Source organism: Granulicella sp. WH15 (genome assembly GCF_009914315.1).
GTDB lineage: Bacteria > Acidobacteriota > Terriglobia > Terriglobales > Acidobacteriaceae > Edaphobacter.
The window spans coordinates 2,944,178-2,967,487 of record NZ_CP042596.1 but is presented as its reverse complement, the minus strand read 5'-3'; the positions used below and the strand labels follow the sequence as shown (position 1 = coordinate 2,967,487).

Below are 23,310 nucleotides of genomic sequence, written 5' to 3'. Positions count from 1 at the left end.
AAGGCCCGCTCGAGTGAGCGGGCCTTTCGCATTGCGGTGGGGAAGGAGTTACGCGATGCGCTCGATGGTGACCGACTCGAGGACGACCGGGGTCTTGGGGCGGTCCATGGCGTCGCGGCTCACCTTGGAGATCTTCTCGGCGATCTCGTAGCCCTCGACGACCTCGCCGAAGATGGTGTGCTTGCCGGTGAGCCAGCTCGTGTCCGTGGTGGTGATGAAGAACTGGCTGCCATTGGTGTTGGGACCAGCGTTGGCCATGGCGAGCTTGCCGGGGTTCTTGAAGTGGTGCGGCGAACCCTTGGTCTCGTCGGCAAACTTATAGCCGGGGCCGCCCATGCCGCTGCCTTCGGGGTCTCCGCCCTGGATCATGAAGCTGGGGATGACGCGGTGGAAGATGGTGCCGTCGTAGAGCTTATCGCCCTTCTTCGAGCGCGAGTTCCACTCCTTGGTGCCTTCGGCGAGGCCGATGAAGTTCTTGACGGTCTCGGGAGCGTCCTTCTCGAAGAGCTCGCAGACGATGGTGCCTTCGCTGGTCTTGAAGGTTGCGTAGGTGCCGGGCTTGGTTGGCATTTCGGTGTTCTCCTTGCGGGTTAGGGCGCGGGTTCGAGCCGGACGGTTGTGGATCGACTGCAAGGTTGCAGGACGAAAGAAAGTTAGTGGGCTGCGGGCGCTGTGGCTCCAGATGACGCTGCTGCTGGTGTAGATGCAGCAGCGGGCTCGGGCGGCATGGGCTGGCCGTCGCGGACGATGGTGACGTGCGTCATGGTGACCGGCGTGGCGGGCTTGTCCTGCGGGTCGCGGTCGACGCGGGCGATGGAGGCGACGAGCAGGACGGAGTGCGCGTCGCACTGGCCGAAGATGTTGTACTTACCGTCCAGATCGGGCTGGGGGGCCTCAGTGATGAAGAACTGGGTGCCGTTGGTGTTGGGACCGGCGTTGGCCATGGCCATGCGGCCGGGCACGTCGAAGACGAGGCCGGGGACGATCTCCTGGTCGAAGTAGTAGCCGCCGTCGCCGGTGCCGTCTCCCTTGCGGTCGCCGCCCTGGATCATGAAGCCGGGGATGACGCGGTGGAAGGTGGTGCCGTCGTAGAAGCGGGTGCCGTGCATCTTCTTCTGGGAGACGGGGTCGGTGAAGTCCTTGGAGCCCTCGGCGAGACCGATGAAGTTGGCCGAGGTGATGGGGGCTTCCTTGTCGAAGAGCTTGCAGGTGAGGCGGCCCATGGTGGTGTCGATGACGACGGTGGGGCCGGAGGGCGTGAGCGAGGGCTTGGGCGCGGCGGCGGCTCCGGGAGAGTCGGGGAACTGGTCGGCCGGGGCGGTGGCCGGAGCGGCTGCCGGTTCCTGCGCGGGAGGCGGTGCGGTTGGGGTCGTCGCCTGCGCGAGAGCTGGGTGGGGGAGCAGCAGGAAGGGGGCCAGGAGTGCGCCGGGTACGAAAGAGGCCTTGCGGAAGAGAATCATCTCGTCTGCAAGGTTAACGCATTGGACGGGCGGCGGCAAAGGCCGGGGAGGCATCTCAGGGGAGTAGGGACAGAGTTTCGTGGCGACGCCTCATAGAGATGTGACTAAATTCAGTAAAATAATGAAATAAGATGATCGACATAAGATAATGGGCGCAGAACAACGCAGCAGCAACTGATGGCAGCACCGCACTTACAGACGACTACTTAGGGACGACAAGGAGAACCGACTATGAGCATCGAGCAGAGTGGAAATCCGGGAGCGGACAAGCTGGACACGAACTCCGTTGAACATGCGCACACGGAAGAAGAGCGCGTGGAGCATGAAGCCGACAAGATGGCCAAAAAGGCCGAGCACACGTTGAAGAACAGCGATTCGAACAACCTGTTTACCAAGTAGATATGGTTTAGAAACAAGAAAAAGCCCCGCTCCAGTGGCGGGGCTTTTTGCGTCTGCGAAGGAACTAGAGGGCAGCTACACCAGCTTCGGCGACGGCGTGGTCCTGCTCGCCGGAGCCGCCGCTGACGCCGATTGCGCCGACGACTTTGCCTTCATGGAGGAGAGGGATGCCGCCCGCGAAGATCATGACCTTGCCCTGGTTGGAGGCGTTGATGCCGAAGAACTGCTGGCCGGGCTGGGAGTTGTCGCCGAGGTCTTTGGTGGAGATGTTGAAGGCGCGCGAGGTCCAGGCCTTCGAGATGGAGATATCGACCGAGCCGAGCCACGCGCCGGGCATACGCTCGAAGGCGAGCAGGTGATTGCCCGCGCAGACGACTGCTATGTTCATGGGCTGGCCAAGTTCCTCAGCCTTTTTGGTGGCGGCGGCGATGATGGTGCGGGCCTGTTCGAGGGTGACGGTGTTGTGCGACGCTACTGTGCTCATGGATCCTCCGATGTGGTGATGTTAGATTGCCACAGTTTGGATGCTGGGGAGTTACAGGAGAAGTATGTCCTGCAAAAGTAGGGGGCCACCTGCCGGAAGAAAAATGCTCGCTGCCGACCAGCGGGAGGCCCCATGTAGATCATTTACCGATACCGCCCCGAGAACGGTACGAAGTACCCTAGCGAACGAAGAAGTCTTTGACCTGCTGGATGACTACGTCGCGGCTTACGTCGGAGATGGCTTCGATGAGCGGGAGCTGCTTGGGGCAGGCGGCTACGCAGTTCTGGGCCATGCCGCACTCCTGTACACCGCCGTCGCCGGCCAGGGCGCGCAGGCGCTCCTCCTTCAGCACGGAACCTGCCGGGTCCATGTTGAAGAGCTTGGTTTGGGCGATGGTGGCCGCGCCGACGAAGCTGGTCGAGTCGTTGAACTGCGGGCAGACCTCCATGCAGATGGTGCAGGAGATGCAGTTCGAGAGCGGGTAGCGCTGCTCCTGGATCTGGGGGAACTGGCGCGGGCCGGGGCCGAGGTCGTAGGAGCCGTCGATGGGCACCCAAGCCTTGACGGCCTTCAGGTTCTCGAAGAGGACGGAGCGATCGACGGCGAGGTCGCGGACGACGGGGAACTTCGAGAGCGGCGCGAGGGTGATGGGCTGCTCGAGCTTGTCTACCAGGGCGGAACAGGCCATGCGGGCCTTTCCGTTAATCAGCATGGCGCAGGAGCCGCAGATCTCCTCGAGGCAGTTCGAGTCGTAGGAGACGGGCGTGGTGGCCGCGCCGGTGACGTCTACCGGGTTGAGCGCGATCTCGCCGAGCAGCGAGGTGATGTTCATGTTCGGCCGGTAGGGGATCTCGAACTTTTCGGTGCGCGCTGGGGCGTCCGGTGTGGCCTGACGCTTGATCTCGACTTTGATGGTGCTTGGCATAGTGATTGCCCTCAGGAGCTGTTGTTCGTCTTCGCTAATACTGGATCACGGCTGAGTTCATCAGGTTAGCCGTTCCGCGTGGGGAGGCCGCTCTCTTCTCCGCAGCGACTCTCCCTGGGTGCTTCCTGCGGCTAGGTGGAGCTGTAAACGCGGGGGCGCGGTTTGATGTACTGGATATCGACTTCTTCGTAGGTAATCTTCGGGGCTCCGTCGACGAACGAGGCCTTGGTGGTCTTAAGGAAGCGCTCGTCGTCGCGGTTGGGGAAGTCGGGCTTGTAGTGGGCTCCGCGGCTCTCGTCGCGCAGGCGCGCGCCCTGGACGATGACGCGGGCAAGCTCGAGCATGTTCCAGAGCTGGCGGGTGAAGGCGAAGCTGGTGTTGGCCCACTGGCTCTTGTCCGAGAGGTTGACGTTCTTGTAGCGGTCCATCAGTTCGACCAGCTTGGCGTCGGCCTCATCAAGCCCGGCGTTGTAGCGGACGATGGTGGCGTGCTTGGTCATGGTCTCGCCCAGCTCGCGCCAGATCTTGAAAGGGTTTTCCGTGCCCTTGTTGTTCAGGAGCAGGGAGTTCATCTGCTTCTGGCGAGCCAGCTCGGCGGCGTGGCCACCGTCGCCCTCGGCCGCGGGCAGGGACTTGGCGTAGGCCGTGGCCTGCGGACCGGAGACGAAGCCTCCGTAGATGCAGGAGAGCAGCGAGTTCGCGCCGAGGCGGTTGGCTCCGTGGATGGAGTAGTCGGCCTCTCCGGCAGCAAAGACACCCGGGATGTTGGTCTGCTGGTTGAAGTCCACCCACAGGCCGCCCATCGTGTAGTGCATTCCGGGGAAGATCTTCATTGGAACTTCGCGGGGATCGTCGCCGACGAACTTCTCGTAGATCTCAAGGATGCCTTCGAGTTTGTGCAGACGCTCCTTCGGCAGGTGGGTCAGGTCGAGGTAGACCATCGGCTGGCCGTCGATGCCCATGTTGTCCTCGTAGACGACCTTGAAGATCTCGCGGGTGGCGATGTCGCGGGGGACGAGGTTGCCGTACTTGGGGTAGCGCTCTTCGAGGAAGTAGTAGCGGTCGGCCTCGGGGATGGAGCGGGGAGCGCGCTTGTCGCTGCGGTCGCGCGGAACCCAGACGCGGCCGCCCTCGCCGCGGGCCGACTCGGACATAAGGCGGAGCTTATCTTCGCCGGGTATGGCCGTGGGGTGGACCTGGATGAACTCGCCGTTGGCGTAGGACGCGCCCTGCTGGTAGAGCGCGGACTGGGCCGAGCCGGTGCACACCACGGAGTTTGTGGATTTGCCGAAGATGGCTCCGTTGCCGCCGGTGCAGACGATGATGGCGTCGGCGGGGAAGGTGCGGACCTCCATCGAGCGCAGGTCCATGGCCGAGATGCCGCGGCAGACGCCGTGGCTGTCGAGGACGGCGGAGAGGAACTCCCAGCCCTCGTACTTGGTGACCTTGCCCTCGGACTCGTATCTCCGGACTTGCTCATCCAAAGCATAGAGGAGCTGCTGGCCGGTAGTGGCTCCGGCGAAGGCCGTGCGCTGGTAGAGCGTGCCGCCGAAGCGGCGGAAGTCGAGCAGGCCCTCGGGGGTGCGGTTGAAGGGCACGCCCATGCGGTCGAGCAGGTCGATGATGGCCGGACCCTGCGCGGTCATCTGCTTGACGGGGGTCTGGTTGGCGAGGAAGTCGCCGCCGTAGATGGTGTCGTCGAAGTGCTTGAGGACGCTGTCGCCCTCACCCTTGAGGTCCTTGGCGGCGTTGATGCCGCCCTGCGCGCAGACCGAGTGCGACCGCTTGACCGGGACGATGGAGAAGAGGTCGACCTTGCCGCCTGCTTCGGCGATCTTGATGACGGCGGCGAGTCCGGCGAGGCCGCCTCCTACGACGATGATGCGGGGTGTTGCTGCCATGCTTTTACCTCAGAGGCGAAAGCCCCGATTGATCTCTTTGGGTGTCTTCTGGACTGTGGCCCAGAAGCAAGTCCTGTGCTGCTAATCTGTTACGGATTGCTGGGCGCGGGCAGGGTGATCCCGGCGGGCTGCTCGGGCATGACGTCGGCCGGGGCGTTGGGGTACTTGTAGACGACCGAGTAGATGCTGATGAGGCCCATCAGACATAGAACCGTGCCGATACCGGCGCAGATATAGCCGAACCGCTTGCGGGCCTTGTCGCCGGGGGTGATGCCCCACTTGGCGGCGAAGAGCCAGATGCCGTAGGCGAAGTGCCAGGTGGTGGCGATCATGGCGATGACATAGATGGCCAGCATCCAGGGGTTCGAAAGCTCGACCTGCACCTTGTGGAAGGCGGCTCCGGGGTGTTCCGGCAGCATGACGCCCGAGAAGCGCTGCCGCCAGACGTGCTGGACGATGTAGAGCAGCGCGATGATGCCGGTGATGCGCTGCATCAGGTACATCCAGTTGCCCGCCCAGGGGTAGACGTTGACCGAGGCGCGGCCGCGGAAGGCGATGTAGACGCCATAAAGCGCGTGGAAGGCCAACGGAATGAAGATCAGGCCCCATTCCAACAGGCGTACCAGAGGAAGGGAGTTGAGGAGCTTGACCTGCTGGGCGTAGGCGAGCGGGCCATTCCAAGTCTCGAAGTTGGAGACGATGTGCTCGACCAGGAATGCGCCGATGGGGACGATTCCCGAGAGCGAGTGCAGGCGACGCCAGAGGAAGGAATTGCCCTGACCGGCGCGGAGGGGCTGTACGCCGCGAATTGAGCGGTCGGCGGTGGGTGCGGGGGGCGCTACAGCGGCCATGGGCAGGTCCTTCTTCTCGTACGGAATCGTTGGGTGCGGCAGGGTGATTATTCCGCCGCGCGGAGGCGGGCGTCAAGAAAAGGAGGTGGTTTGGTTCGGTTATCGAAATGATTGTGCGAAAAAGGCTTAGAGGGCGGCGAGCAGGGCCGCCAGGGCGCGGCCGCGATGGCTGAGCGAGAGTCGGGTGGGCTGGTCGAGCTGGGCCATGGTCTTGCCGTGGGCGGGGATGTAGAAGATGGGGTCGTAGCCGAAGCCGCCGGTGCCGAGGGGGGCGGTCAGGAGGGTGCCTTCGACGTCGCCGGTGGCGGTGGCGAGGAGGACGCCGTCGCGGGCGGCGGCCAGGACGCAGCGGTAACGGGCCTGTCGCTGGGGGGCGGGCAGGTGGGCGGCGCGGTCTAGGAGGCAGAGGAGATTGCGCTCGTCCGGGGTGGCTCCGGTGTCGAAGTGCTCGTCTTCGGCATAGCGGGCGGAGCGGACGCCGGGGACTCCGTGGAGGGCGTCCAGCTCGATGCCGGAGTCGTCGGCCAGGACGGTGAGGCCGGGGGCCGCGAGGGAGTAGGCCACGGCTTTAAGGATGGCGTTGCCGGAGAAGGTGTCGGCGTCTTCCTCGGGGGCCGGGATGGAGGCGAGGCCGGGCAGGGGGGAGAGGGTAATGTCGCCGGTGACGGCGGTGTTGAAGTCGCGGAGCTTGCCGGGGTTGGAGGTGGCTACGTAGAGGTGCATAGGGAGAGTTTATCGGGTGGTGGGGATGTTTTAAGGGCACGGCTGAAACCGTGCCCTTAAGGGGTTAGTGAGAGAGCCGGAAGCGGACGAAGGCCACGGCTCCGAAGGGCGTGCGTCCGTAGGTGGAGACCAGGGCATCGGGGGCGCGGTAGAGGGTGAACTGGGCTCCTGGTGCCGCTAGAACGTGGCCGAGGCGGAAGTCCCGGTCGTAGCCGAGCGTGTACGCCTGTACGTGGCCTACGGACGACTCGGGTGGGGCGATGGCGGTGTTGGGGCCGAGCAGCAGGTCCGTGGTGCGGGCGGCGGATTCGATGCGGGTCCAGAGGTAGTTGCGGGTGTGGAAGTTGAGGAGCGACTCGAGGAGGTAGCTGTTGTCCAGCTCGCCGTCGGGGATGGACTTCGTCTGGCCCCAGACAAAGGTGGTGGACCAGCTTCCGGTGGCTGGGGTGGCCATGTCCATGCCGGGCATGCTGGTGGTGTCGTGGTGAGCGCCGATGGGCCGGGTGTACATGACGCTGGCGGTCTGGCGGCGCTGGTCTTCACTGGGGTGCAGGGCCTCGGGGCTGGTGATGTGGGCGATGGAGTACTGCCCGGACCAGTTGCGGGTGGGCGACCAGGTGAGGCGCAGGGAGTCGCTGTCGACGGCGTGGCCGTTGGGGGACGGCTCGAAGTTCCAGCGAGACTCGGTGGGTTCGGCGCCGTGGAAGCCGGAGCCTTCGAGGCGGATCGTCTTCCAGGTAAGGCCCGCGGTGAAGACGTTGAAGGCGATGTGGGTGGAGTCCTGCTGGTGGTGGCCGAGGGCGGCGATGGGGTCTTCGGACGCGGAGAGGCGGTGCGGGTAGGCGGTGGGGCCGATGGCGGGGTCGCCGACGGGCGCGGCGTAGAGGCTGAGCAGAGCGTGATGGCCGAGACGGAGATCGTAGAGAGCGCCCAGCTCCATGACGAAGTTGTGGGGATGCTGGCCGTCGACGATGGGACGGCCGAAGGCGGTCTCGCCCTGCTGGAACAGCTCGGGGTACTGGCGGTCGGCGACGGTGGCGGGCTCGAGCGAGAGCATGGTGCGGAGCGTGAGCTGGCCGTAGCGGCCGTTGGAGCCGAGCGGGCGCATGGCCATGGGCATGATCCAGTTGGTGGAGAAGAGCTTGTCGGAGCCGCGGCGGTAGGAGGCGACGCAGGGGCTTTCGATCTCGGCACAGAGGGCGGCGGGCGGCGCGGTGGGGTTGTCGGTGGCGTGCTGCTGGGTGTCGGCGATGAAGATGTTGGCGTGGAGCATGAGCATCCACGGGCCGCGCTGGGTGGTCAGCATGGGGTGCGGGGTAGCGTCGGGCTCGATGCTGGTGCCGGAGGAGCTGTGTTGCAGCTCGGTGTCGATGAGGGTTTGGGGAGGCTTGCTCATGTCCATGCCCGGCATGGACTGGGCAGATGCGATATGGGTAAACGTTGCGGCGGACAGCAGGAACAGACGCGCGAAGGCGCGGGGGGATTGCATGGGATTCGTCTCCGGTGGCTTCGGTGGATGAGAACTTCGAGGCGCTGGCGGGAGATCGGGATCAGATGCGGAGGGCGAGGAGTCGAGGCGGTGAGAACGCCTTCAGTGTGGCCGGGGTGGAGGCTGAGAAGAAGGTCTTGTGAAGATCGAGCGAACTGAGGGGGAAGGCGGTAAGTTCGACTGCGACGTGTGGCGAGGCCAGGGTGACGGCGTCGGGCAGGCTGCCGTTTGAGGCCTCGCAGCAGGCAAGCTGGGTGGGCGTGGACGCGTGGTGGCAGCACTCGGCGCAGACGGGATGGGAGACCGTGAGGTGAGGCTGCGAGTGGATCAGCGTGATCGCCGAACAGTTGAGCGGCGTGGCCAGAAGGATCAGCAGGAAGAGCAGTGCGGAGAGGCGGTAGAGACGGCCTGAAAGGCGCGCGATGCGGCTGCGGCGTGTGCTCCTTCGCATTGCGGTGGCCGGGCCGTTCATACTGTGAGTATAGACGAGGAGGAAGGGCGATGGGTTCCATGAAGGCGCATACGGAGTATCTGAAGTTCAACACGGCGGATCGATACGAGATGGTGCACATCACCGACCAGGTGGAGGCGATCGTGCGGCGGAGCGGGATCGACGATGGCCTGTGCTTTGTTTCGCCCATGCACATTACGGCGGCGATCTATGTGAACGATCACGAGTCCGGGCTGATCGAGGATATCGGCACGTGGCTGGAGAAGCTGGCCCCGAGCTGGCCGGGGTACAAGCATCACCAGACCGGCGAGGATAACGCCGATGCTCATCTGAAGGCTCTGCTGCTGCATCACGAGACGACGCTGCCGGTGACGAAGGGGCGGCTCGACCTGGGGACTTGGCAGCGGGTGTTCTATGCGGAGTTCGATGGGCAGCGGCCGAAGCGGGTGATTGTGAAGGTGCTTGGGATTACGGCTTAGGTGTGATGGCACGGTTGTAGCCGTGCCATCACACCTAAGCGAATAACGCGGGGAGATGGAGATTCTTGCGGGTTTGAAAGAAAGCATACCTCGGGGGCTAAAGCCCGCGTCTGTGGTGGGTTTTGGTGTCCGGGCTAAAGCCCGGACCTACCTCAGAAGCAAAAGCAAGAACAACGGCAAAGACAGAAGCAGATTCCTCCGCTTCGTTCCTGAATGACAACAAAAGAACAGGCAACGACAAGAACAAGCGGTCAGCCTAACGGCGGCGGGTGTTGGTGGCTAAGACGCCGCCGAGGATCGAGCCGAGGACGCCGCGTACGATCTGGCGGCCTGCCTGGCTGGCCACGGCGCGGGCCGCGCTCTTCATCATCACCTCGGCGATGGAGTCGGAGCCGCGTCCTCCGCGTGGGCCGGTGGGACCGCGCTGGGTAAGTGCGCCGGTGATGCTGCTCAGCCAGCCGCCGGACTCGGGAGCCGCTGGCTGTGCGGAGGTGGGTGCGTTGGGCTGCGGCGTGGGGGCAGAGGAGTTCTCCGCGCGGGCCTTCAGGCGCTCATAGGCGCTCTCGCGATCGACGGGGGTCTCGTAGACTCCGGCCACGACTGAGGTGGCCATGAGGGCCTTGCGCTCGGCGGGCGTAATGGGGCCGATGCGTGCGTGCGGCGGGCAGATCGTCGCGCGCTCGACGATGGTAGGAGTGCCGCTCTCGTCGAGGAACGAGACCAGCGCCTCGCCGACGCCAAGCTCGCTGATGGCCTTCTCGGTATCAAGCTGCGGGTTGGCGCGGAAGGTCTGCGCAGCAGTCTTCACGGCCTTCTGCTCCTGCGGGGTGAACGCCCGCAGCGCGTGCTGCACGCGGTTGCCGAGCTGGCTCAGGATGACGGGCGGAATGTCGGCGGGGTTCTGCGTGACGAAGTAGATGCCGACGCCCTTCGACCGGATGAGGCGCACGACCTGCTCGATCTTCTGCGAGAGAGTGGCGGGAAGATCGTTGAAGAGCAGGTGGGCCTCGTCGAAGAAGAAGACGAGCTTAGGCTTGTCGAGGTCGCCCGCCTCGGGCAGGTGCTCGTATAGCTCGGAGAGCAGCCAGAGTAGGAAGGTCGCGTAGAGCTGAGGTGAGTTCATCAGCTTGTCTGCGGCCAGCAGGTTGATGACGCCCTTGCCGTCGATGGTCTGGAGCAAGTCGTCGATGTTCAGGGCAGGCTCGCCGAGGAACTGATCGCCGCCCTGCTGTTCCAGGCCGATGAGGCCGCGCTGGATGGCTCCAATGCTGGCCGCGGAGATGTTGCCGTACTCGGTCTGGTAGGTCTTGGCGTTGTCGCCGACGGCTTGCAGCATCGCCTTCAGATCTTTGAGGTCGAGCAGCAGCAGGCCGTTGTCGTCGGCGATTTTGAAGACTAGCGTGAGCACGGCTGTCTGGGTGTCGTTCAGGTTGAGGATGCGGCCGAACATGAGCGGGCCGATCTCGGAGGCGGTGGCGCGCAGCGGGTGGCCCTGCTCGCCGAAGATGTCCCAGAGGGTGACGGGGGAGGCTGCGAATTTGAAGTCTGCGAGACCGAGTTTTTGTACGCGGGCGTCGAACTTGGCGTTCGATGCGCCGGGCTCGGCGATGCCGCTGAGGTCGCCCTTGACGTCGGCGGCGAAGACGGGCACGCCGATGCTGCTGAAGGCCTCAGCCATGACCTCGAGCGTGATGGTCTTGCCCGTACCGGTGGCTCCGGCGACGAGGCCGTGGCGGTTGGCCATGGCGGGGAGAAGAAGTAGCTCGGTCTCTCCGCTCTTTGCGATGAGTAGGGGTTGCGTCACCTGTGCTCCTTGGTTCAATACGTGTGTCTTTGAGAATCCTAGCGTATTGAGGAGATGGTGTTTTTACGCGAAGCGTCGAGAACTGCACGAAGTGCCGCCCGCCCGGCGTTAGGGTGTCTTTGCCTTTGTTTCTTGTGGTTGAGAAAAGAAGGCACACTTCGGGGCTAAAGCCCGGACCTACCTCAGAAGCAAAAACAACGACAAAAGCAGAAGCAGATTCCTCCGCTTCGCTCCTGAATGACAACAAGAAAACAAGCAACGGCTGCTGAAGATGGCGAGGTGCTTAGGGCTTTTGCGGAGTGGGGAGTGTGACGGTCGGCGAAAGCAGGACGATATCGACGCGGCGGTTCTTGGCGCGGCCATCGGCTGTGGCGTTGTCGGCTACGGGGTGGAACTCCGCGTATCCGGCGGCGGAGATCTGCTCGGGCGTGGTGGCCCGGTCGACCAGCAGCAGCCGTGTGATGGTAGCGGCGCGGGCCGTGGATAGCTCCCAGTTGGTGGCGAACAGAGCCGTGTGGATGGGGTTGTTGTCGGTGTGGCCCTCGACGCGCATGGGCTGGTGCGGCAGGGCTGCGGCGACGGCGTTGAGGACATCGAGCGATTCGTTACGGACCGTCGCGGAGCCGGAGTCGAAGAAGCCCGCCTCGCGCATGGAGATAACGAGACCCTCCTGCGTCAGATGCGTGCTGACGAGGCCGTCGGCCAGGTGCCGCGCGGCTACCTGCGCCTTGATGATCTCGCGGATGCGCTGCTCGGTCTGGCGAAGCTGTTCGACCGCAGTGGGGACGGGTGGGGAAGCGTGCTGGGCGAGTGCGCCCGCCGCTTCTTCGAGCGGCGGCGTCTTCGAGTGCGGGTCGAAGATGCCGCTGTGATCGAAGGCAGCCTGCATGGCAGCAGCGAGCTGCGTCTTCTTCTTTTTGTCGGATTGGCTGGAGGCGAAGAGCACGACGAAGAAGGCGAAGAGCAGCGTGATGAAGTCGGCGTAGGAGACCAGCCAGCGCTCGTGGTTGACGTGTTCGGGATGCTTCTTCTTGCGGCTCATGCGGCGGCCTCGGAGCGGCGGGCGGCCTTGCCGGGCTGAGGTTTGGCATCCTGCGCCTCGTGTGGCTTCGAGGCGAGAAGGTAGGTGCGGAGCTTCATCTCGAGCATGCGCGGGTTCATCCCTTCGAGGATCGAGATGACACCCTCGAGGATCATCTCCTTCTGCATCACCTCTTCGCGATGGCGGAACTTGAGCTTGCCCGCCGCGGGCAGGCAGATGAGGTTCGCGAGAGCGACGCCGTAGATGGTGGCGACGAAGGCCGTGGCGATGCCGCGTCCAACCTCGTCGATGTTATCGAGGTTCTTCATCACCTGGATGAGGCCGAGCACCGCGCCGATGATGCCGATGGTGGGCGAGTAGCCGCCTGCGGCCTCGAAGACAGCAGGGATCTTCTCGTCGATCTCGGAGCGGTTGTCGAGCTGGAGCTGCATGATGGTGCGCACCTCTTCAGGCTCGGTGCCATCGACGGCGAGCATGAGCGCCTGCTTGAGGAACGGGTCTTCAATGCGGTTCAGGTCGGAGTCGAGCGAGACGATACCGCTCTTGCGAGCTTTGTTGGCGAACTCGACGATCTGTGCGAGAACTGCCTCGCCGTCGGGGCCGCGATGCATGAAGACCTTGACGACGTCCTTGCAGGCCGCGAGGAAGATGCTCATGGGGAACTGCAGCATGACGGCTCCGGCGGTGCCTCCGAGGACGATCATCGCGGCTGTGGGCTGGGTGATCTGCGAGATGCTTCCGCCTTCGATCATCATGCCGGCGAGGATACCGGCGAGGGCCAGGATGATGCCGCCAATGCTGGCGATATCCATGATTGCTGCTCCTTGTAGTTGTGGCTTGAAGTGCCTGCGTGAAGTTAGTTGTCGATGCGCGAAGAAGCCTGGCCCGTTATGGCGTTGGCGCTACGCGCGGCGAGGGCGGATGCCGCCTCGGGCCATGCGCCGCGAAGGACCTCTCCGCGATAGGCGATGATGCTAGCGGTCAGCTCGTCGAGGCCCTCGCGGACGATGAGCTTCTCGCCGGTGACGAGGGTGAGCGTGGTGTCGGGTGCGGCTTCGGCGAACTTGATGAGATCGCAGTTGATGACGATGCGGGTGCCGTTGAGCCGGGTAAGGTCGATCATCTTGGGCTGCATCCTCCTGTGGGGCGTTATCGGCGTGGGGTGGGGAAACGATAGGAGCTGTCCTTAGATGCAAGCGATGCGTATGCGGCGATGGCATTATGCAAGACCTGTCTAAAGTCGCCGGGGGGCAGGCCGATGAAGGGGTTGAACGTGATGCCTGCCGCATGGTGACGAAGCGCACGGTGCAGAGTAACTGCTGCAGCAATTGAGGCGGTCAGCATCCGGGACAGTCAACGCGGTTTCTCAAAACCAGATAACCAACCAAATCAATCGACCGATATAGGAGCGAATCATGTCCTTGGGTGTACTGAATAACATCGCAGCGATCTACGCGCAGAACAACCTGAACAACACGCAGGCCAGCCTGCAGACGACCCTGCAGCAGCTCTCTTCCGGGTCACGGATCAACAGCGGCGCCGACGACGCGGCCGGTCTGTCGGTCTCCGATGGTCTGAACGCCAACATCGCCGCTCTCTCGCAGTCTTCGCAGAATGCGACCGACGGCATCGGCCTGTTGCAGACCGCTGACGGCGCTCTCTCGCAGGTGACCAGCCTGCTCGACCGCGCCACGACGCTGGCGACCGAAGCCGCCAACGGCACGCTGAACGGCAGCCAGGTCAGCTCGGCCAATCAGGAGTATCAGAACATTCTGTCTGAGATCGGCAACATCGGATCGACGACGAACTTCAACGGCAACAGCGTGTTCTCGAACCAGGCAACCACGGTGTTCGTCTCTGACGGTACGTCGAACGGCTCGGCTGTCTTCAGCGAGGTGACGGGCACTCTGAGCGCCTCCAACGTTGGTGAGACCGAGCCGACCGGCGCTGTCGGGCCTGCTTTGGCGACCACTGCGGTAGCTCCCACCGGCACTGTGGCTGGTACGCTGACCTTTGCGGCACCGGCGAACTCGACCGATACCCTCTCGGGTAGCTTCTCTATCTCGATGGGCGGCGGTACGGCCGTGTCCCTCACGGTGAAGGCCGGTTCTACGATGACTGATGCGGTAAGCCAGTTGAACACGCAGCTCGGTGCGGCTGGCTCGACCCTGACGGCGGCCGTTACTGGTGGCAAGGTTGTTATCTCCACTGCTGCGACTGCCCCAACCACGGATACCCTGGCGATCACCTCCGGTGCGCTCCACGATACTCCGTCCACTGCGCCGACGCTGATGGCGGCTCCCACCATCGTGGCTCCCACGGCAACGGTGGGCGGCACGGCAACCTTTGCGGCGCTCCCTGCGGGAGGCACCATCTCCGGCACTCTCGCGGTCCAGGTCGCCGGCGGTTCGTCGATCATTTCGACGATCACGACAGGCACCTCGCTGTCGGACGCGGTCTCCCAGTTGAACGCGCAGTACAGCCAGGATGGCTCGGGGCTGACGGCGAGCCAGGGCACGGGCGCCAATGCCGGTCAACTCGTTATCACCGGTGCGGCCGGAGTAGCGAATGTCCTGACCACGACCGGCACTTCGCTGGTTTCGACTCCGGGCTCGGCTACGACTCCTGGTGCGGGTGTGGACTTCACGGCCGCAGGCGTTTCGACACTGACGGCGGATACTGCGCAGAATGTGCTGACGTCGGTGACCAACGCGATTGCTGGTGTAGCCTACCAGCGTGGCGTAATCGGCGCGGACATCAACGAGCTGACGGCGGCGTCGAATGTGGCGTCAGCCGAGTCCACCAACCTGACCTCGGCGCAGAGCGCTATCGACTCGACCGACTACGGTCAGGCGACGAGTAATCTGGCCAAGTACCAGGTGCTGAGCCAGACCGGTATCAGCGCGCTGGCCCAGGCCAACACTGTACAGCAGGAAGTTCTGAAGCTGCTCCAGTAAAACGAGAGGATGGGCGGTTTCGCGGCGGCTTGAGCTTGCTCAAGCCGCTGCGGAGCCGCCTGTTCTGTTTTCCTGTTCTTTTTTGTAGCTCATGGCTAGATTTTTCTAATCCTGCCTGCTCTGGTTTGGCTGTTTGTTTGCACCTGTCGTAGCGCAACTACTCTCATTCATTACAAGGATCAGCATGGGCACAGTTGGAATCAGCTTCGGCTCGGCAACCAGTGGCGCGGGATTCGATGTGACCTCGACGGTCAACTCGATCCTGGCGATTCAACAGGGGATTGAGACGCCCTGGAAGACGCAGTTGACCACGCTCGCGGCCCAGGATACGGCCTTCACGCAGATCGGCACGGACCTGGCGACGCTCTCCACGTCGCTGTCGGCGCTGACGAACTTTGACGGCGTGCTGGCGCAGAAGCTGGGCTCCAGCTCGGATGAAAATGTGCTGGCGATCACCTCGGCGAGCACGTCGGCGGTGGCGGGAAGCCACACGATCACGGTCACGCAGTTGGCGCAGACCTCATCGGTGTACACCAATGAGATTGCGAACAAGGGCGATACGTTGAGCGGAACCCTGACGTTGCAGGTAGGCTCGGGCGCGGCGCAGACGATTACGCTGGACAGCACGAACAACACGCTGGTCTCGCTGGCGACGGCGATCAATACGGGCAACTACGGGGTGCAGGCCAGCGTGGTGACGGATGCGAATGGGTCGAGGCTGTCGCTGGTGAGCCAGACGAGCGGGGCCGGGGGGCAACTGAGCACTACGGGCTCGGCCCTGACCGACTCTACGACCAATGCGGCGATGGACATCTCCGTCGGGCAGACGGGCCAGGATGCCAAGCTGAATGTGGACGGCATCGACACCACGAGCGGGTCGAACACGGTGACGAATGCGATTCCGGGGGTGACGTTTCAGTTGCTCTCGGCTCCCGTGGGGGCGCAGGTGCAGGTGCAGATCACGAACGATAACTCCGCCATCGAGACGGCGATGCAGGCGGTGGTGACCGCGTATAACACGGTGGCGTCGGACCTGAAGACGCAGGAAGGGAATACCTCGACGGGTGCGGCGGAGCCGTTATTCGGCGATCCGACACTGTCGCTGATTCAGGACCAGCTTAGCTCGGCGCTGTTTCAGGGCGCGGCGAGCGGCTCGATCAAAGGCATCACCGACCTGGGGCTGGAGGTGAACGAGAGCGGCCAGCTTACGTTTACGCCTTCGACGATGGACGCGGCGCTGAATGCGAACTTCAACGATGTGGCCGGGTTCTTGCAGACTGCGGGGAGCTTCGGGCAGAGCTTCACCACGACGCTGAACCAGATGGGCAACAGCTCGACGACCGGGGCGGTGTCCCTGGCGTTGCAGCAGAACTCGACCGAAGAGGCGGCGCTGAACACGAATATCAGCAACGAGGAGACGCTGATCGCGACGCAGAAGACGGCTCTGACGACAGAGTTGAATAAGGCGAACGAGACGCTGCAGAGCATTCCTTCGCAGTTGGACGAGGTCAATGAGCTTTACGCTTCGTTCACCGGATACAACACCAATACGGGAAGCTGACTGGATAGGCCAGCGCGCAGGCGGAAGAGGCGAGGGGACAGGGGGATGAGCCAGATGAACTATCAGCAGCAGAGTTTGACAGGGGCCACCGGGTTGGAGTTGGTTGTGGCGCTATACGACGCGGCGATTGGCGGGCTGTATCGGGCGATCCAGTGTGTGGAAGAGGATGACACCATCGGGCGGCGCATCGCGGTCAAGAAGGTGGTGGACATCCTGATGTATCTGCAGGCTCGGCTGCGGCCCGATGTTGGTGGTGCCGCTGCGGCTTCGCTTGCGGACTTCTACGCGGCGATGTTCACGCTGACGCTGGAGGCTTCGCACCTGGCCTCGAAGGAGCAGTTTACCGAGGTGATCGGGTGCATCCGTAATGTGCGCGATGCGTGGGCGATTGCGGCGAAGGACCCGGCTGCGGGGAAGGTGTTGCCGCGTGAGCTAAGGACGCGGGAGGAGACGTTTGTGGCCGCGCGGACCGATGCTGCGGGTGAGGTCGTGGGGGCTTCGCGGTGGTCGGCTTAGGGTAGGGATTGTGAAGACGTGCAGCGTTTGAAAGCCCATCTCTTGGAGATGGGCTTTCTGCTAGTTGGCTACGGCCAGCTCTTCTTCGAGCTGCTGCTTCTCGTAGAGGCGGGTGTAGTAGCCACCGGAGGCGAGCAGCTCGTCGTGGGTGCCCAACTCGGCGATGCGACCGTCCACGAGCACCGCGATCTGGTCGGCGTTACGCGCGGTCGAGATGCGGTGCGAGATGAGGATGGTGGTGCGTCCCTGCATGACGCGGCGCAGGCCGGAGAGAATCTGTTCCTCGGTGTGGGTGTCCACGCTGGCCAGCGCGTCGTCGAGGATGAGAATGCGCGGGTCACGCAGGACGGCGCGGGCGATGGAGGTGCGCTGCTTCTGGCCGCCTGAGAGGGTGACGCCGCGCTCGCCGACCAGAGTCTCGAAGCCCTTGGGGAACTCGAGAATTTCGGTGCGGATGTAGGCGGTAGCGGCGGCGTCTTCGATCTCCTGGAGGGTGGCGTCGGGCCTGCCGAAGGCGATGTTGTGGTGGATGGTGTCGGAGAAGAGGAAGGTCTCCTGCGGGACGAAGCCGATGTTGCGGCGCAGGGTGGCGAGCGGTTGGCTCTGGATGGGCGCGCCGTCGATGAGGACCATGCCGGGGGCGGCGTCGTAGAGGCGCGGGATCAGGTTGACCAGGGTGGATTTGCCCGAGCCGGTGGGGCCGACGACGGCGAGGCTGGAGCCGGCGGGGATGGTGAGGTTGATCTCCTCGAGGACAGGCACGCCGGGCGTGTAGGAGAAGTTGAGGTTGCGGAACTCGATGCTGCCTGTAATGGGTACAGGATTGGCGGCGAGCAGAGCCGGGACGTCCTCGATGGTGGGTTTTTCTTTGAGCAGGTCGTCGATGCGGATGACCGAGGCGGTGCCGCGCTGGAAGAGGTTGACGACCCAGCCGATGGCGATCATGGGCCAGGTGAGCTGCACCATGTAGACCATGAACTCGGCGAACTGGCCGCTGGTCATGTGGCCGGAGATGACCTCGTGCCCGCCGACGAGCAGGGTGATGACGAGCGAGATGCCGAGCACCAGCTCCAGCGTGGGCCAGAGCATGGCCATCAGGCGGACGAGGTGGAGCGAGCGGCCGATGTACTCGTCGTTGGCGGTCTCGAAGGAGGAGATCTCGGCCTCTTCTTGCGCGAAGGCGCGGATGAGGCGGGCTCCGGAGAAGTTCTCCTGGGTCTTGGCGGAGATCTCGGAGAACATGTCCTGAATGCGCTCGAAGCGCTTGTGGATGCGGGCTCCGAAGCCCTGCACGGCGATTGAGGCCAGCGGCAGTGGGATGAAGGCGAAGAGCGTGAGGCGCGGGCTGAGGCGGAACATGAAGGGCAGCGCCGCGGCGGTAAAGAAGAGCGTGTTGGCCGAGTAGAGGATGGCGGGGCCGAGGAGCTGGCGGACGGCGTTCAGGTCGTTGGTGGTGCGGGCCATGATGTCGCCGGTGCGGTGGGTCTGGAAGAAGGAGGACTGCTGGCGCTCCAGATTCGCGAAGATGTCGTTGCGCAGGTCGAACTCGATCTCGCGCGAGGCTCCGATGATGATCTGGCGGGAGAGATAGAGGAAGACCGCCATGATGGACGCCACGAGCAGAAGGCGCAGGGCGTGGTGCAGGATGACGGCGGAGGTGACGCCGTGCTGCATGTCGTCGACGGCGTGGCCGATGACGGGCGGGAGCATGGCCTTGCTGGAGTTGTAGAGGATAACCGCGATGGCACCCCAGGCGAGACTCTTCCAGTATCGCTTCAGGTAGGGGGAGAGCGGTTTTAGACGATCGAACATGGGGATTAGATGATCCTCGGGCGATTGGGACGCAGCCTCTACAAGCTTATATGGTTTGCGGCGGATGAAAAAGCAACGGCAAAAGCGCCCTCGCGCCGGGCGGGCGGCACTTCGTGCGGTTCTCGACGCTTCGCATGAAGGCTTTTAGACGAGGGGGAGGGTCAGGGTCATGGTGGTGCCCTGGTTGTGGCCGTTGCTGGACGCGGTGATCTCGCCGCCGTGCTGGCGGGCGATGGTGCGGACCAGGAAGAGGCCCAGCCCGGTGCCCTTGATCTTAACCGAGTAACGGCCGGGGACTCGGTAAAAACGCTTGAAGATCAGCTTCAGCTCCTTGGGCGGCACGCCGAGGCCCTGGTCGGTAATGGAGAGAGCCACCTTGGTGTAGTTGCTGATGGCCAGGGCGCAGCGGATCTGTACGCGAGTGGGGGAGTACTTGACCGCATTGTCGAGCAGGTTGAGGATGGCGGTGCGCAGGTCTTCGGAGATGCCTTCGACGCGCAGGCGGACAGCTCCGGGGACCGGGTCGAGGACGATGGCCTCGGGCGGCAGGTGGTGGCGCGAGAGCGTGATGGCGATACACTCGGCGACCAGCGGCTCGAAGTCGAACTGGGTGCGGTTTTGCTGCTGACGATGGCGCTGGCCCAGTTCGCCCGCCTTGAGGACTTGCTCAACGGTTGAGAGCAGGCGGTCGGAGTCGGCGTGCATGACCTGGTAGAAGTGCTGCTTCTGGGCTTCGGGGAGGTCGCGGCGCTGGAGCGTCTCGAGGTAGAGGCGGATGCTGGCGATGGGGGTTTTCAGTTCGTGGGTGACGGCGTTGAGGAAGGAGTCCTGACGCTCGTTGCGGCGGATCTCGCGGACGAGGAAGATGGTGTTGAGGACGACTCCGGCGACCAGGATCGCGAAGAGGATGATGCCCAGGACCAGCAGGGCAAGGTGTCCCTCGTTGCGGATGCGGATGATCCAGGTGATGTTGAGGAAGACGGTGAGGCCGGTGAGCAGCACGCCGAGGGTGATGAAGGTGGCGATGGCTCCGCGGCGGCGTGTGATGTTCATGCTTGGGTGAAAGTATAGCGATTTTGGGGCACTTGGCGTTTTTACGCGAAGGGTCCAAGACAGCACGAAGTGCCGCCCGCCCGGCGTGAGGGCGCTTTTGCTGTTATTTGTTTCAACGAGAAAGCCCGGCACAATGGCCGGGCTTTCTCGTTGATGCTGCTATTCGGTTATGCGCCAGCCGGTTTGGGGTTGAACTTATCGAACTTGGCGATCTGGACCTTCTTGGCCAGGCCCATCTTCGAGAGCAGCCAGATGCAGTAGTAGTTGATGTCGAACTCGTACCAGGCGAGACCGTGACGGGCGCTGACCGGGTGGGCGTGGTGGTTGTTATGCCAGCCCTCGCCGCCGGTGAGGATGGCGACCCACCAGTTATTGCGCGAGTGATCGCGGGTCTCGAAGCGGCGCGAGCCGTACATGTGGGTGGCCGAGTTGACGAACCAGGTGGCGTGCAGGCCTACGACGACGCGGAGGAAGGTTCCCCAGAGCATCATGCTGAGGCCACCGGCGAGGGCGTGGCCAGCCGGAGCCAGAGCTGCGCCGAGGCCGATCTGCGCGAAGCCGGTGAGCGTGAGCAGGACCCAGTGGTACTTCGAGAGGAAGACGTGGACCTTGTCGCGGGTGAGGTCGGGAGCGTAGCGGCCGAGGAGCGCGGTCTCCGAGTGCATGGCGCGGCCGGAGATGATCCAGCCCGCGTGCGACCAGAAGGTGCCGTCGACGGGGGTGTGCGGATCGCCTTCCTGGTCGGAGTTCTGATGGTGGACGCGGTGGGTGGCGACCCAGAAGATCGGTCCGCCCTCAAGCGCCATGGTGCCGCAGGCGGTGACGAAGTACTCGACCCACTTGGGGGTGCGGAAGCCGCGGTGCGTGAGCAGGCGGTGATACGCCACGCCGATGCCGACGTTGATGGCGAAGAAGTACATGACGCCGAAGGCGATCAGGTTCTTCCACGAGAAGCAGAAGAGCGCGGCGAGGGCGCCGACGTGGAAGAGGCCCATGACGATGGCGGTGATCCAGTTGACGCGGCCTTCCTGGTACGCGCGGCCCATGCGGAGGTCCTGCTTGACCTGGGCGCGAACCTGCTCCGCGGTGGAGACGGGCTTCTCCATGGAGAGGTTGCGGATCTCGGACTCCTCGGAGTCGATGGCGCGCTGGCGCCTCTCGAGGGCCGATTCGATGACGGCTTCGTTGGCTTCGTCGTTCTCGATGGCTTCCTGCTGGAAGGCTGCGTAGCCGGTAGCCTTGCTCGCGGAGGTCTTGGTCGCGGTGACTTCAGAGTTCATGGTGTCCTCGTCTTTTCGGTGGTGCCTTGCTGCTCTAGGAACAACGCTAGCAGGATGGAGAGAGAGGCGTTGTAAGACTTTTGTAATGGGGGTTCTGACGAATGGACCTTCTGCGCGGAGGGAGATCGCTTCGTGACGCGTATATCTTGACGTGCCAATAGAAACGCCCGTTTGGTAGGCTGTTGGCATGACATCTGAGCTATTAGCACCGTTTCGTCTGGGACCGCGATTTAGTGAACGGATCTGGGGTAAGCCCGATCTGAAGCCTTGGTATGACTCGACCGGGACCAGCGAGCTGGTGGGTGAGGCGTGGCTCACAGGGCCGGATTGCCCGGTTGAGACGGGCACGGAGTTGGGCAAGTCGCTGAAAGACCTATACCCTGAGTTTCCGCTGCTGGTGAAGATGCTGTTTCCCAATGACAAGCTCTCGGTGCAGGTGCATCCCGATGATGAGCAGGCGCAGGCGCTGGGGCTGGCGCGGGGCAAGACGGAGTGCTGGTATGTGCTGGAGGCAGAGCCGGGCTCGACGGTGGCTTGCGGGCTGAAAGAGGGTGTAACGCCAGAGCAGGTGCGGACCGCGGCGCTCGACGGCAGTATGGAGTCGCTGATGGAGATGGTGCCGGTGAGCGTGGGCGATATGGTCTTCGTCGATGCGGGGACGGTGCATGCCATCGGGCCGGGGCTGGTGCTGCTGGAGGTGCAGCAGACCTGCGATGTGACCTATCGGATGTTCGACTATGGCAGACCGAGGGAGCTGCATCTCGAAAAGGGGCTGGCCGTGATGCGGACCAAGACCGCCGCGGGGAAGGTGGCTCCGCGGGAGATGGACGGGTTCGTGCGGCTGATCGAGCAGAAGTATTTTGTCGTGGACCGGTTCGATATCGAAGGCGAGGAGCTGGTTTCGATGACGGGGCCGGGCTGCCTGGTGGCGCTCTCGGGTGAGGGCGTGGTGATCGTGCCGGGCGAAGAGGAAGAAGTCGAGCTGACGGCGGGGAAGGCTGTCGTGGTGCCCGAGGGATGGGACACGGTGGTGGTCGAGAGCCTGAAGGGGATGAGCTTCGTGCGGTGCGTGGCTCCGGTGTAAAGGACGGCGAGCTTAGCGCAGGAAGGCGCTAAGCTCGCTGGCAGCCTGACGGAGCGGGCTGAGGAACTGGGTCTGCATCTCGAAGACCGGCATACGCGGGGCGTTGCCGGAGAGGTTGACCGTGGCCACGACGCGGCCCGAGGGTGCGAAGACCGGCACGGCGAGCGAGCGTAGACCGACTTCGAGTTCCTGATCGACCAGCGCGTAGTTGAGGCGGCGCACCGTGCGCAGGGCGAGCCGCAGCTTGTCGACGGTGGTGATGGTGCGGGTGGTGTGGGGGATCAGGTTGACGTGGGCGAGGTAGTGCTCGAGCTGCTCGGTGGGCAGGTAGGCGAGCAGCACGCGGCCCATGCTGGTGCAGTACGCGGGCAGGCGGCTGCCGATGTGCAGGTCCACGGCCATGACGCGGGAGACGCTGGTGCGCGCGATGTAGACGATGTCCTCGCCGTCGAGCGTGGCCACCGAGAAGGACTCGCGGTAGTTGGCGGACATGCGCTCGAGGATGGGCTGCGCGGCGGTGGAGAGCGCGGACGATGTAGTGTAGGTGTGCGAGAGAGTGAGCATGCGCGGGCGCAGGGCGTAGCGCTGGCCGTCTTCGGCTCCGGCGAAGCCCAGCTTGGTGAGCGTGTAGAGGCAGCGGCGCACGGCAGCCCGGGAGAGGCCGGTCTTGACCGAGAGCTGCGAGATGGTCATCTGCGGGTGCTGCTGGGTGAAGGCCTGAATGACGATGAGGCCGCGCGCGAGCGAGGTCATGAAGTTGGGGTCGCCCTGGTAGGTGTCGAGCGCGGATGCGGGGGTGGGCTTGGCTACGGGAGGCTGAGCGGGAAGCTCCTGTGCGGGTGCGTTGCTGGGACGGGAGACTGGGGCCATCGGGAATCCTCGTACGGGTAGGGGCAAGCAGAGAGCGCCCGTTGTGGCGTCGTGCGATTGCCGGACTGCTATTACGATAAACGCACGGAAGCCGGGAAGCAAGGTCAACGCGGCTGTGATGCGGCGAGCCCCACGGCTATGAGAAGATAAGCCCGTAAGATGGGGAGAG

General features: G+C 63.9%; 23 protein-coding genes. 6 read left to right on the top strand and 17 right to left on the bottom strand.

Annotated elements, in window-relative coordinates:
* Positions 1-48 precede the first annotated feature (48 nt).
* Both FTO74_RS12380 and FTO74_RS12375 read right to left on the bottom strand, forming a co-directional pair.
* A complete protein-coding gene (locus FTO74_RS12380; protein WP_162538430.1) occupies positions 49-570 on the bottom strand; it encodes a peptidylprolyl isomerase in 522 nt (173 codons plus the stop codon).
* Positions 571-653: 83 nt separating this feature from the next.
* Positions 654-1,460, bottom strand: coding sequence for a peptidylprolyl isomerase (locus FTO74_RS12375; RefSeq protein ID WP_162538429.1), 807 nt, complete (start codon positions 1,458-1,460; stop codon positions 654-656).
* A gap of 231 nt (positions 1,461-1,691) precedes the next feature.
* Between FTO74_RS12375 and FTO74_RS12370 the strand changes: the two genes are divergently transcribed.
* Positions 1,692-1,859, top strand: a complete 168-nt coding sequence (locus FTO74_RS12370) for a hypothetical protein (RefSeq protein WP_162538428.1) — start codon at positions 1,692-1,694, stop codon at positions 1,857-1,859.
* Positions 1,860-1,923: 64 nt separating this feature from the next.
* Here the strand turns inward: FTO74_RS12370 and FTO74_RS12365 are convergent, their stop codons facing one another.
* The 7 genes from FTO74_RS12365 to FTO74_RS12335 all read right to left on the bottom strand — a co-directional run bounded on the left by FTO74_RS12365 (position 1,924) and on the right by FTO74_RS12335 (position 8,704).
* Positions 1,924-2,343: a heme-binding protein gene (locus FTO74_RS12365; RefSeq protein WP_162538427.1), complete on the bottom strand. Its 420-nt coding sequence runs from the start codon at positions 2,341-2,343 to the stop codon at positions 1,924-1,926.
* A gap of 178 nt (positions 2,344-2,521) precedes the next feature.
* The gene (sdhB, locus tag FTO74_RS12360) at positions 2,522-3,268 is read right to left on the bottom strand and encodes a succinate dehydrogenase iron-sulfur subunit (protein WP_162538426.1); all 747 of its coding nucleotides are present in this window, start codon (positions 3,266-3,268) and stop codon (positions 2,522-2,524) included.
* Positions 3,269-3,399: 131 nt separating this feature from the next.
* Positions 3,400-5,169 carry a succinate dehydrogenase flavoprotein subunit gene (sdhA, locus tag FTO74_RS12355; RefSeq protein WP_162538425.1) on the bottom strand — a complete coding sequence of 590 codons (1,770 nt, stop codon included), beginning with the start codon at positions 5,167-5,169 and terminating at the stop codon, positions 3,400-3,402.
* Positions 5,170-5,258: 89 nt separating this feature from the next.
* Complete coding sequence (locus FTO74_RS12350) at positions 5,259-6,020, bottom strand: succinate dehydrogenase (protein WP_162538424.1); 762 nt, start codon at positions 6,018-6,020, stop codon at positions 5,259-5,261.
* A 126-nt stretch (positions 6,021-6,146) separates the two neighbouring features.
* Positions 6,147-6,743 carry a non-canonical purine NTP pyrophosphatase gene (locus tag FTO74_RS12345; RefSeq protein ID WP_162538423.1) on the bottom strand — a complete coding sequence of 199 codons (597 nt, stop codon included), beginning with the start codon at positions 6,741-6,743 and terminating at the stop codon, positions 6,147-6,149.
* A gap of 64 nt (positions 6,744-6,807) precedes the next feature.
* Complete coding sequence (locus FTO74_RS12340) at positions 6,808-8,232, bottom strand: hypothetical protein (protein ID WP_181955709.1); 1,425 nt, start codon at positions 8,230-8,232, stop codon at positions 6,808-6,810.
* Positions 8,233-8,293: 61 nt separating this feature from the next.
* Positions 8,294-8,704, bottom strand: a complete 411-nt coding sequence (locus tag FTO74_RS12335) for a hypothetical protein (RefSeq protein WP_162538422.1) — start codon at positions 8,702-8,704, stop codon at positions 8,294-8,296.
* Positions 8,705-8,733: 29 nt separating this feature from the next.
* Between FTO74_RS12335 and FTO74_RS12330 the strand changes: the two genes are divergently transcribed.
* Positions 8,734-9,162, top strand: coding sequence for a secondary thiamine-phosphate synthase enzyme YjbQ (locus tag FTO74_RS12330; RefSeq protein WP_220399009.1), 429 nt, complete (start codon positions 8,734-8,736; stop codon positions 9,160-9,162).
* Positions 9,163-9,418: 256 nt separating this feature from the next.
* Here the strand turns inward: FTO74_RS12330 and FTO74_RS12325 are convergent, their stop codons facing one another.
* The 4 genes from FTO74_RS12325 to FTO74_RS12310 form a co-directional block, all read right to left on the bottom strand.
* Complete coding sequence (locus FTO74_RS12325; RefSeq protein WP_162538421.1) at positions 9,419-10,966, bottom strand: helicase HerA-like domain-containing protein; 1,548 nt, start codon at positions 10,964-10,966, stop codon at positions 9,419-9,421.
* A 283-nt stretch (positions 10,967-11,249) separates the two neighbouring features.
* Complete coding sequence (locus FTO74_RS12320; protein WP_162538420.1) at positions 11,250-12,008, bottom strand: flagellar motor protein MotB; 759 nt, start codon at positions 12,006-12,008, stop codon at positions 11,250-11,252.
* Entirely contained in the window at positions 12,005-12,820 is an 816-nt protein-coding gene (locus tag FTO74_RS12315) for a flagellar motor protein (RefSeq protein ID WP_162538419.1), read from the bottom strand. The genes FTO74_RS12320 and FTO74_RS12315 overlap by 4 nt, the downstream gene beginning before the upstream one ends.
* A gap of 44 nt (positions 12,821-12,864) precedes the next feature.
* Positions 12,865-13,131: a flagellar FlbD family protein gene (locus tag FTO74_RS12310; protein WP_162538418.1), complete on the bottom strand. Its 267-nt coding sequence runs from the start codon at positions 13,129-13,131 to the stop codon at positions 12,865-12,867.
* A 292-nt stretch (positions 13,132-13,423) separates the two neighbouring features.
* On the opposite strand from FTO74_RS12310, the gene FTO74_RS12305 reads away from it, so the two are divergent.
* The 3 genes from FTO74_RS12305 to FTO74_RS12295 all read left to right on the top strand — a co-directional run bounded on the left by FTO74_RS12305 (position 13,424) and on the right by FTO74_RS12295 (position 17,042).
* Positions 13,424-14,965, top strand: a complete 1,542-nt coding sequence (locus FTO74_RS12305) for a flagellin (RefSeq protein ID WP_162538417.1) — start codon at positions 13,424-13,426, stop codon at positions 14,963-14,965.
* Between the two features lie 184 nt (positions 14,966-15,149).
* Positions 15,150-16,526 (top strand): flagellar filament capping protein FliD, encoded by a 1,377-nt coding sequence (gene fliD / locus FTO74_RS12300; RefSeq protein WP_162538416.1) that lies wholly within the window; start codon positions 15,150-15,152, stop codon positions 16,524-16,526.
* A gap of 45 nt (positions 16,527-16,571) precedes the next feature.
* Positions 16,572-17,042: a flagellar export chaperone FliS gene (locus FTO74_RS12295; RefSeq protein ID WP_162538415.1), complete on the top strand. Its 471-nt coding sequence runs from the start codon at positions 16,572-16,574 to the stop codon at positions 17,040-17,042.
* Between the two features lie 60 nt (positions 17,043-17,102).
* On the opposite strand, the gene FTO74_RS12290 is transcribed toward FTO74_RS12295, so the two are convergent.
* The 3 genes from FTO74_RS12290 to FTO74_RS12280 form a co-directional block, all read right to left on the bottom strand.
* On the bottom strand, positions 17,103-18,854 hold the full coding sequence (locus tag FTO74_RS12290; protein ID WP_162538414.1) for an ABC transporter ATP-binding protein: 1,752 nt from the start codon (positions 18,852-18,854) through the stop codon (positions 17,103-17,105).
* 144 nt (positions 18,855-18,998) lie between these two features.
* Positions 18,999-19,907 carry a HAMP domain-containing sensor histidine kinase gene (locus FTO74_RS12285; protein WP_162538413.1) on the bottom strand — a complete coding sequence of 303 codons (909 nt, stop codon included), beginning with the start codon at positions 19,905-19,907 and terminating at the stop codon, positions 18,999-19,001.
* Positions 19,908-20,074: 167 nt separating this feature from the next.
* On the bottom strand, positions 20,075-21,013 hold the full coding sequence (locus FTO74_RS12280) for a fatty acid desaturase (protein WP_162539854.1): 939 nt from the start codon (positions 21,011-21,013) through the stop codon (positions 20,075-20,077).
* A 361-nt stretch (positions 21,014-21,374) separates the two neighbouring features.
* Between FTO74_RS12280 and FTO74_RS12275 the strand changes: the two genes are divergently transcribed.
* Positions 21,375-22,271 (top strand): type I phosphomannose isomerase catalytic subunit, encoded by an 897-nt coding sequence (locus tag FTO74_RS12275; protein ID WP_162538412.1) that lies wholly within the window; start codon positions 21,375-21,377, stop codon positions 22,269-22,271.
* A 12-nt stretch (positions 22,272-22,283) separates the two neighbouring features.
* Here the strand turns inward: FTO74_RS12275 and FTO74_RS12270 are convergent, their stop codons facing one another.
* A complete protein-coding gene (locus tag FTO74_RS12270) occupies positions 22,284-23,141 on the bottom strand; it encodes an IclR family transcriptional regulator C-terminal domain-containing protein (protein ID WP_162538411.1) in 858 nt (285 codons plus the stop codon).
* Between the last annotated feature and the right edge of the window lie 169 nt (positions 23,142-23,310).

Bases quoted from the DNA above. Each gene is read 5' to 3' on its own strand.
- FTO74_RS12350 (WP_162538424.1), bottom strand. From the start codon at position 6,020: ATGGCCGCTGTAGCGCCCCCCGCACCCACCGCCGACCGCTCAATTCGC.
- sdhB (WP_162538426.1), bottom strand. From the start codon at position 3,268: ATGCCAAGCACCATCAAAGTCGAGATCAAGCGTCAGGCCACACCGGAC.
- FTO74_RS12370 (WP_162538428.1), top strand. From the start codon at position 1,692: ATGAGCATCGAGCAGAGTGGAAATCCGGGAGCGGACAAGCTGGACACG.
- FTO74_RS12310 (WP_162538418.1), bottom strand. From the start codon at position 13,131: ATGATCGACCTTACCCGGCTCAACGGCACCCGCATCGTCATCAACTGC.
- FTO74_RS12305 (WP_162538417.1), top strand. From the start codon at position 13,424: ATGTCCTTGGGTGTACTGAATAACATCGCAGCGATCTACGCGCAGAAC.
- fliD (WP_162538416.1), top strand. From the start codon at position 15,150: ATGGGCACAGTTGGAATCAGCTTCGGCTCGGCAACCAGTGGCGCGGGA.
- FTO74_RS12335 (WP_162538422.1), bottom strand. From the start codon at position 8,704: ATGAACGGCCCGGCCACCGCAATGCGAAGGAGCACACGCCGCAGCCGC.
- FTO74_RS12285 (WP_162538413.1), bottom strand. From the start codon at position 19,907: ATGAACATCACACGCCGCCGCGGAGCCATCGCCACCTTCATCACCCTC.
- FTO74_RS12375 (WP_162538429.1), bottom strand. From the start codon at position 1,460: ATGATTCTCTTCCGCAAGGCCTCTTTCGTACCCGGCGCACTCCTGGCC.
- FTO74_RS12290 (WP_162538414.1), bottom strand. From the start codon at position 18,854: ATGTTCGATCGTCTAAAACCGCTCTCCCCCTACCTGAAGCGATACTGG.
- FTO74_RS12315 (WP_162538419.1), bottom strand. From the start codon at position 12,820: ATGGATATCGCCAGCATTGGCGGCATCATCCTGGCCCTCGCCGGTATC.
- FTO74_RS12380 (WP_162538430.1), bottom strand. From the start codon at position 570: ATGCCAACCAAGCCCGGCACCTACGCAACCTTCAAGACCAGCGAAGGC.
- FTO74_RS12340 (WP_181955709.1), bottom strand. From the start codon at position 8,232: ATGCAATCCCCCCGCGCCTTCGCGCGTCTGTTCCTGCTGTCCGCCGCA.
- FTO74_RS12330 (WP_220399009.1), top strand. From the start codon at position 8,734: ATGGGTTCCATGAAGGCGCATACGGAGTATCTGAAGTTCAACACGGCG.
- FTO74_RS12295 (WP_162538415.1), top strand. From the start codon at position 16,572: ATGAGCCAGATGAACTATCAGCAGCAGAGTTTGACAGGGGCCACCGGG.
- FTO74_RS12275 (WP_162538412.1), top strand. From the start codon at position 21,375: ATGACATCTGAGCTATTAGCACCGTTTCGTCTGGGACCGCGATTTAGT.
- FTO74_RS12280 (WP_162539854.1), bottom strand. From the start codon at position 21,013: ATGGAGAAGCCCGTCTCCACCGCGGAGCAGGTTCGCGCCCAGGTCAAG.
- sdhA (WP_162538425.1), bottom strand. From the start codon at position 5,169: ATGGCAGCAACACCCCGCATCATCGTCGTAGGAGGCGGCCTCGCCGGA.
- FTO74_RS12320 (WP_162538420.1), bottom strand. From the start codon at position 12,008: ATGAGCCGCAAGAAGAAGCATCCCGAACACGTCAACCACGAGCGCTGG.
- FTO74_RS12345 (WP_162538423.1), bottom strand. From the start codon at position 6,743: ATGCACCTCTACGTAGCCACCTCCAACCCCGGCAAGCTCCGCGACTTC.
- FTO74_RS12365 (WP_162538427.1), bottom strand. From the start codon at position 2,343: ATGAGCACAGTAGCGTCGCACAACACCGTCACCCTCGAACAGGCCCGC.
- FTO74_RS12270 (WP_162538411.1), bottom strand. From the start codon at position 23,141: ATGGCCCCAGTCTCCCGTCCCAGCAACGCACCCGCACAGGAGCTTCCC.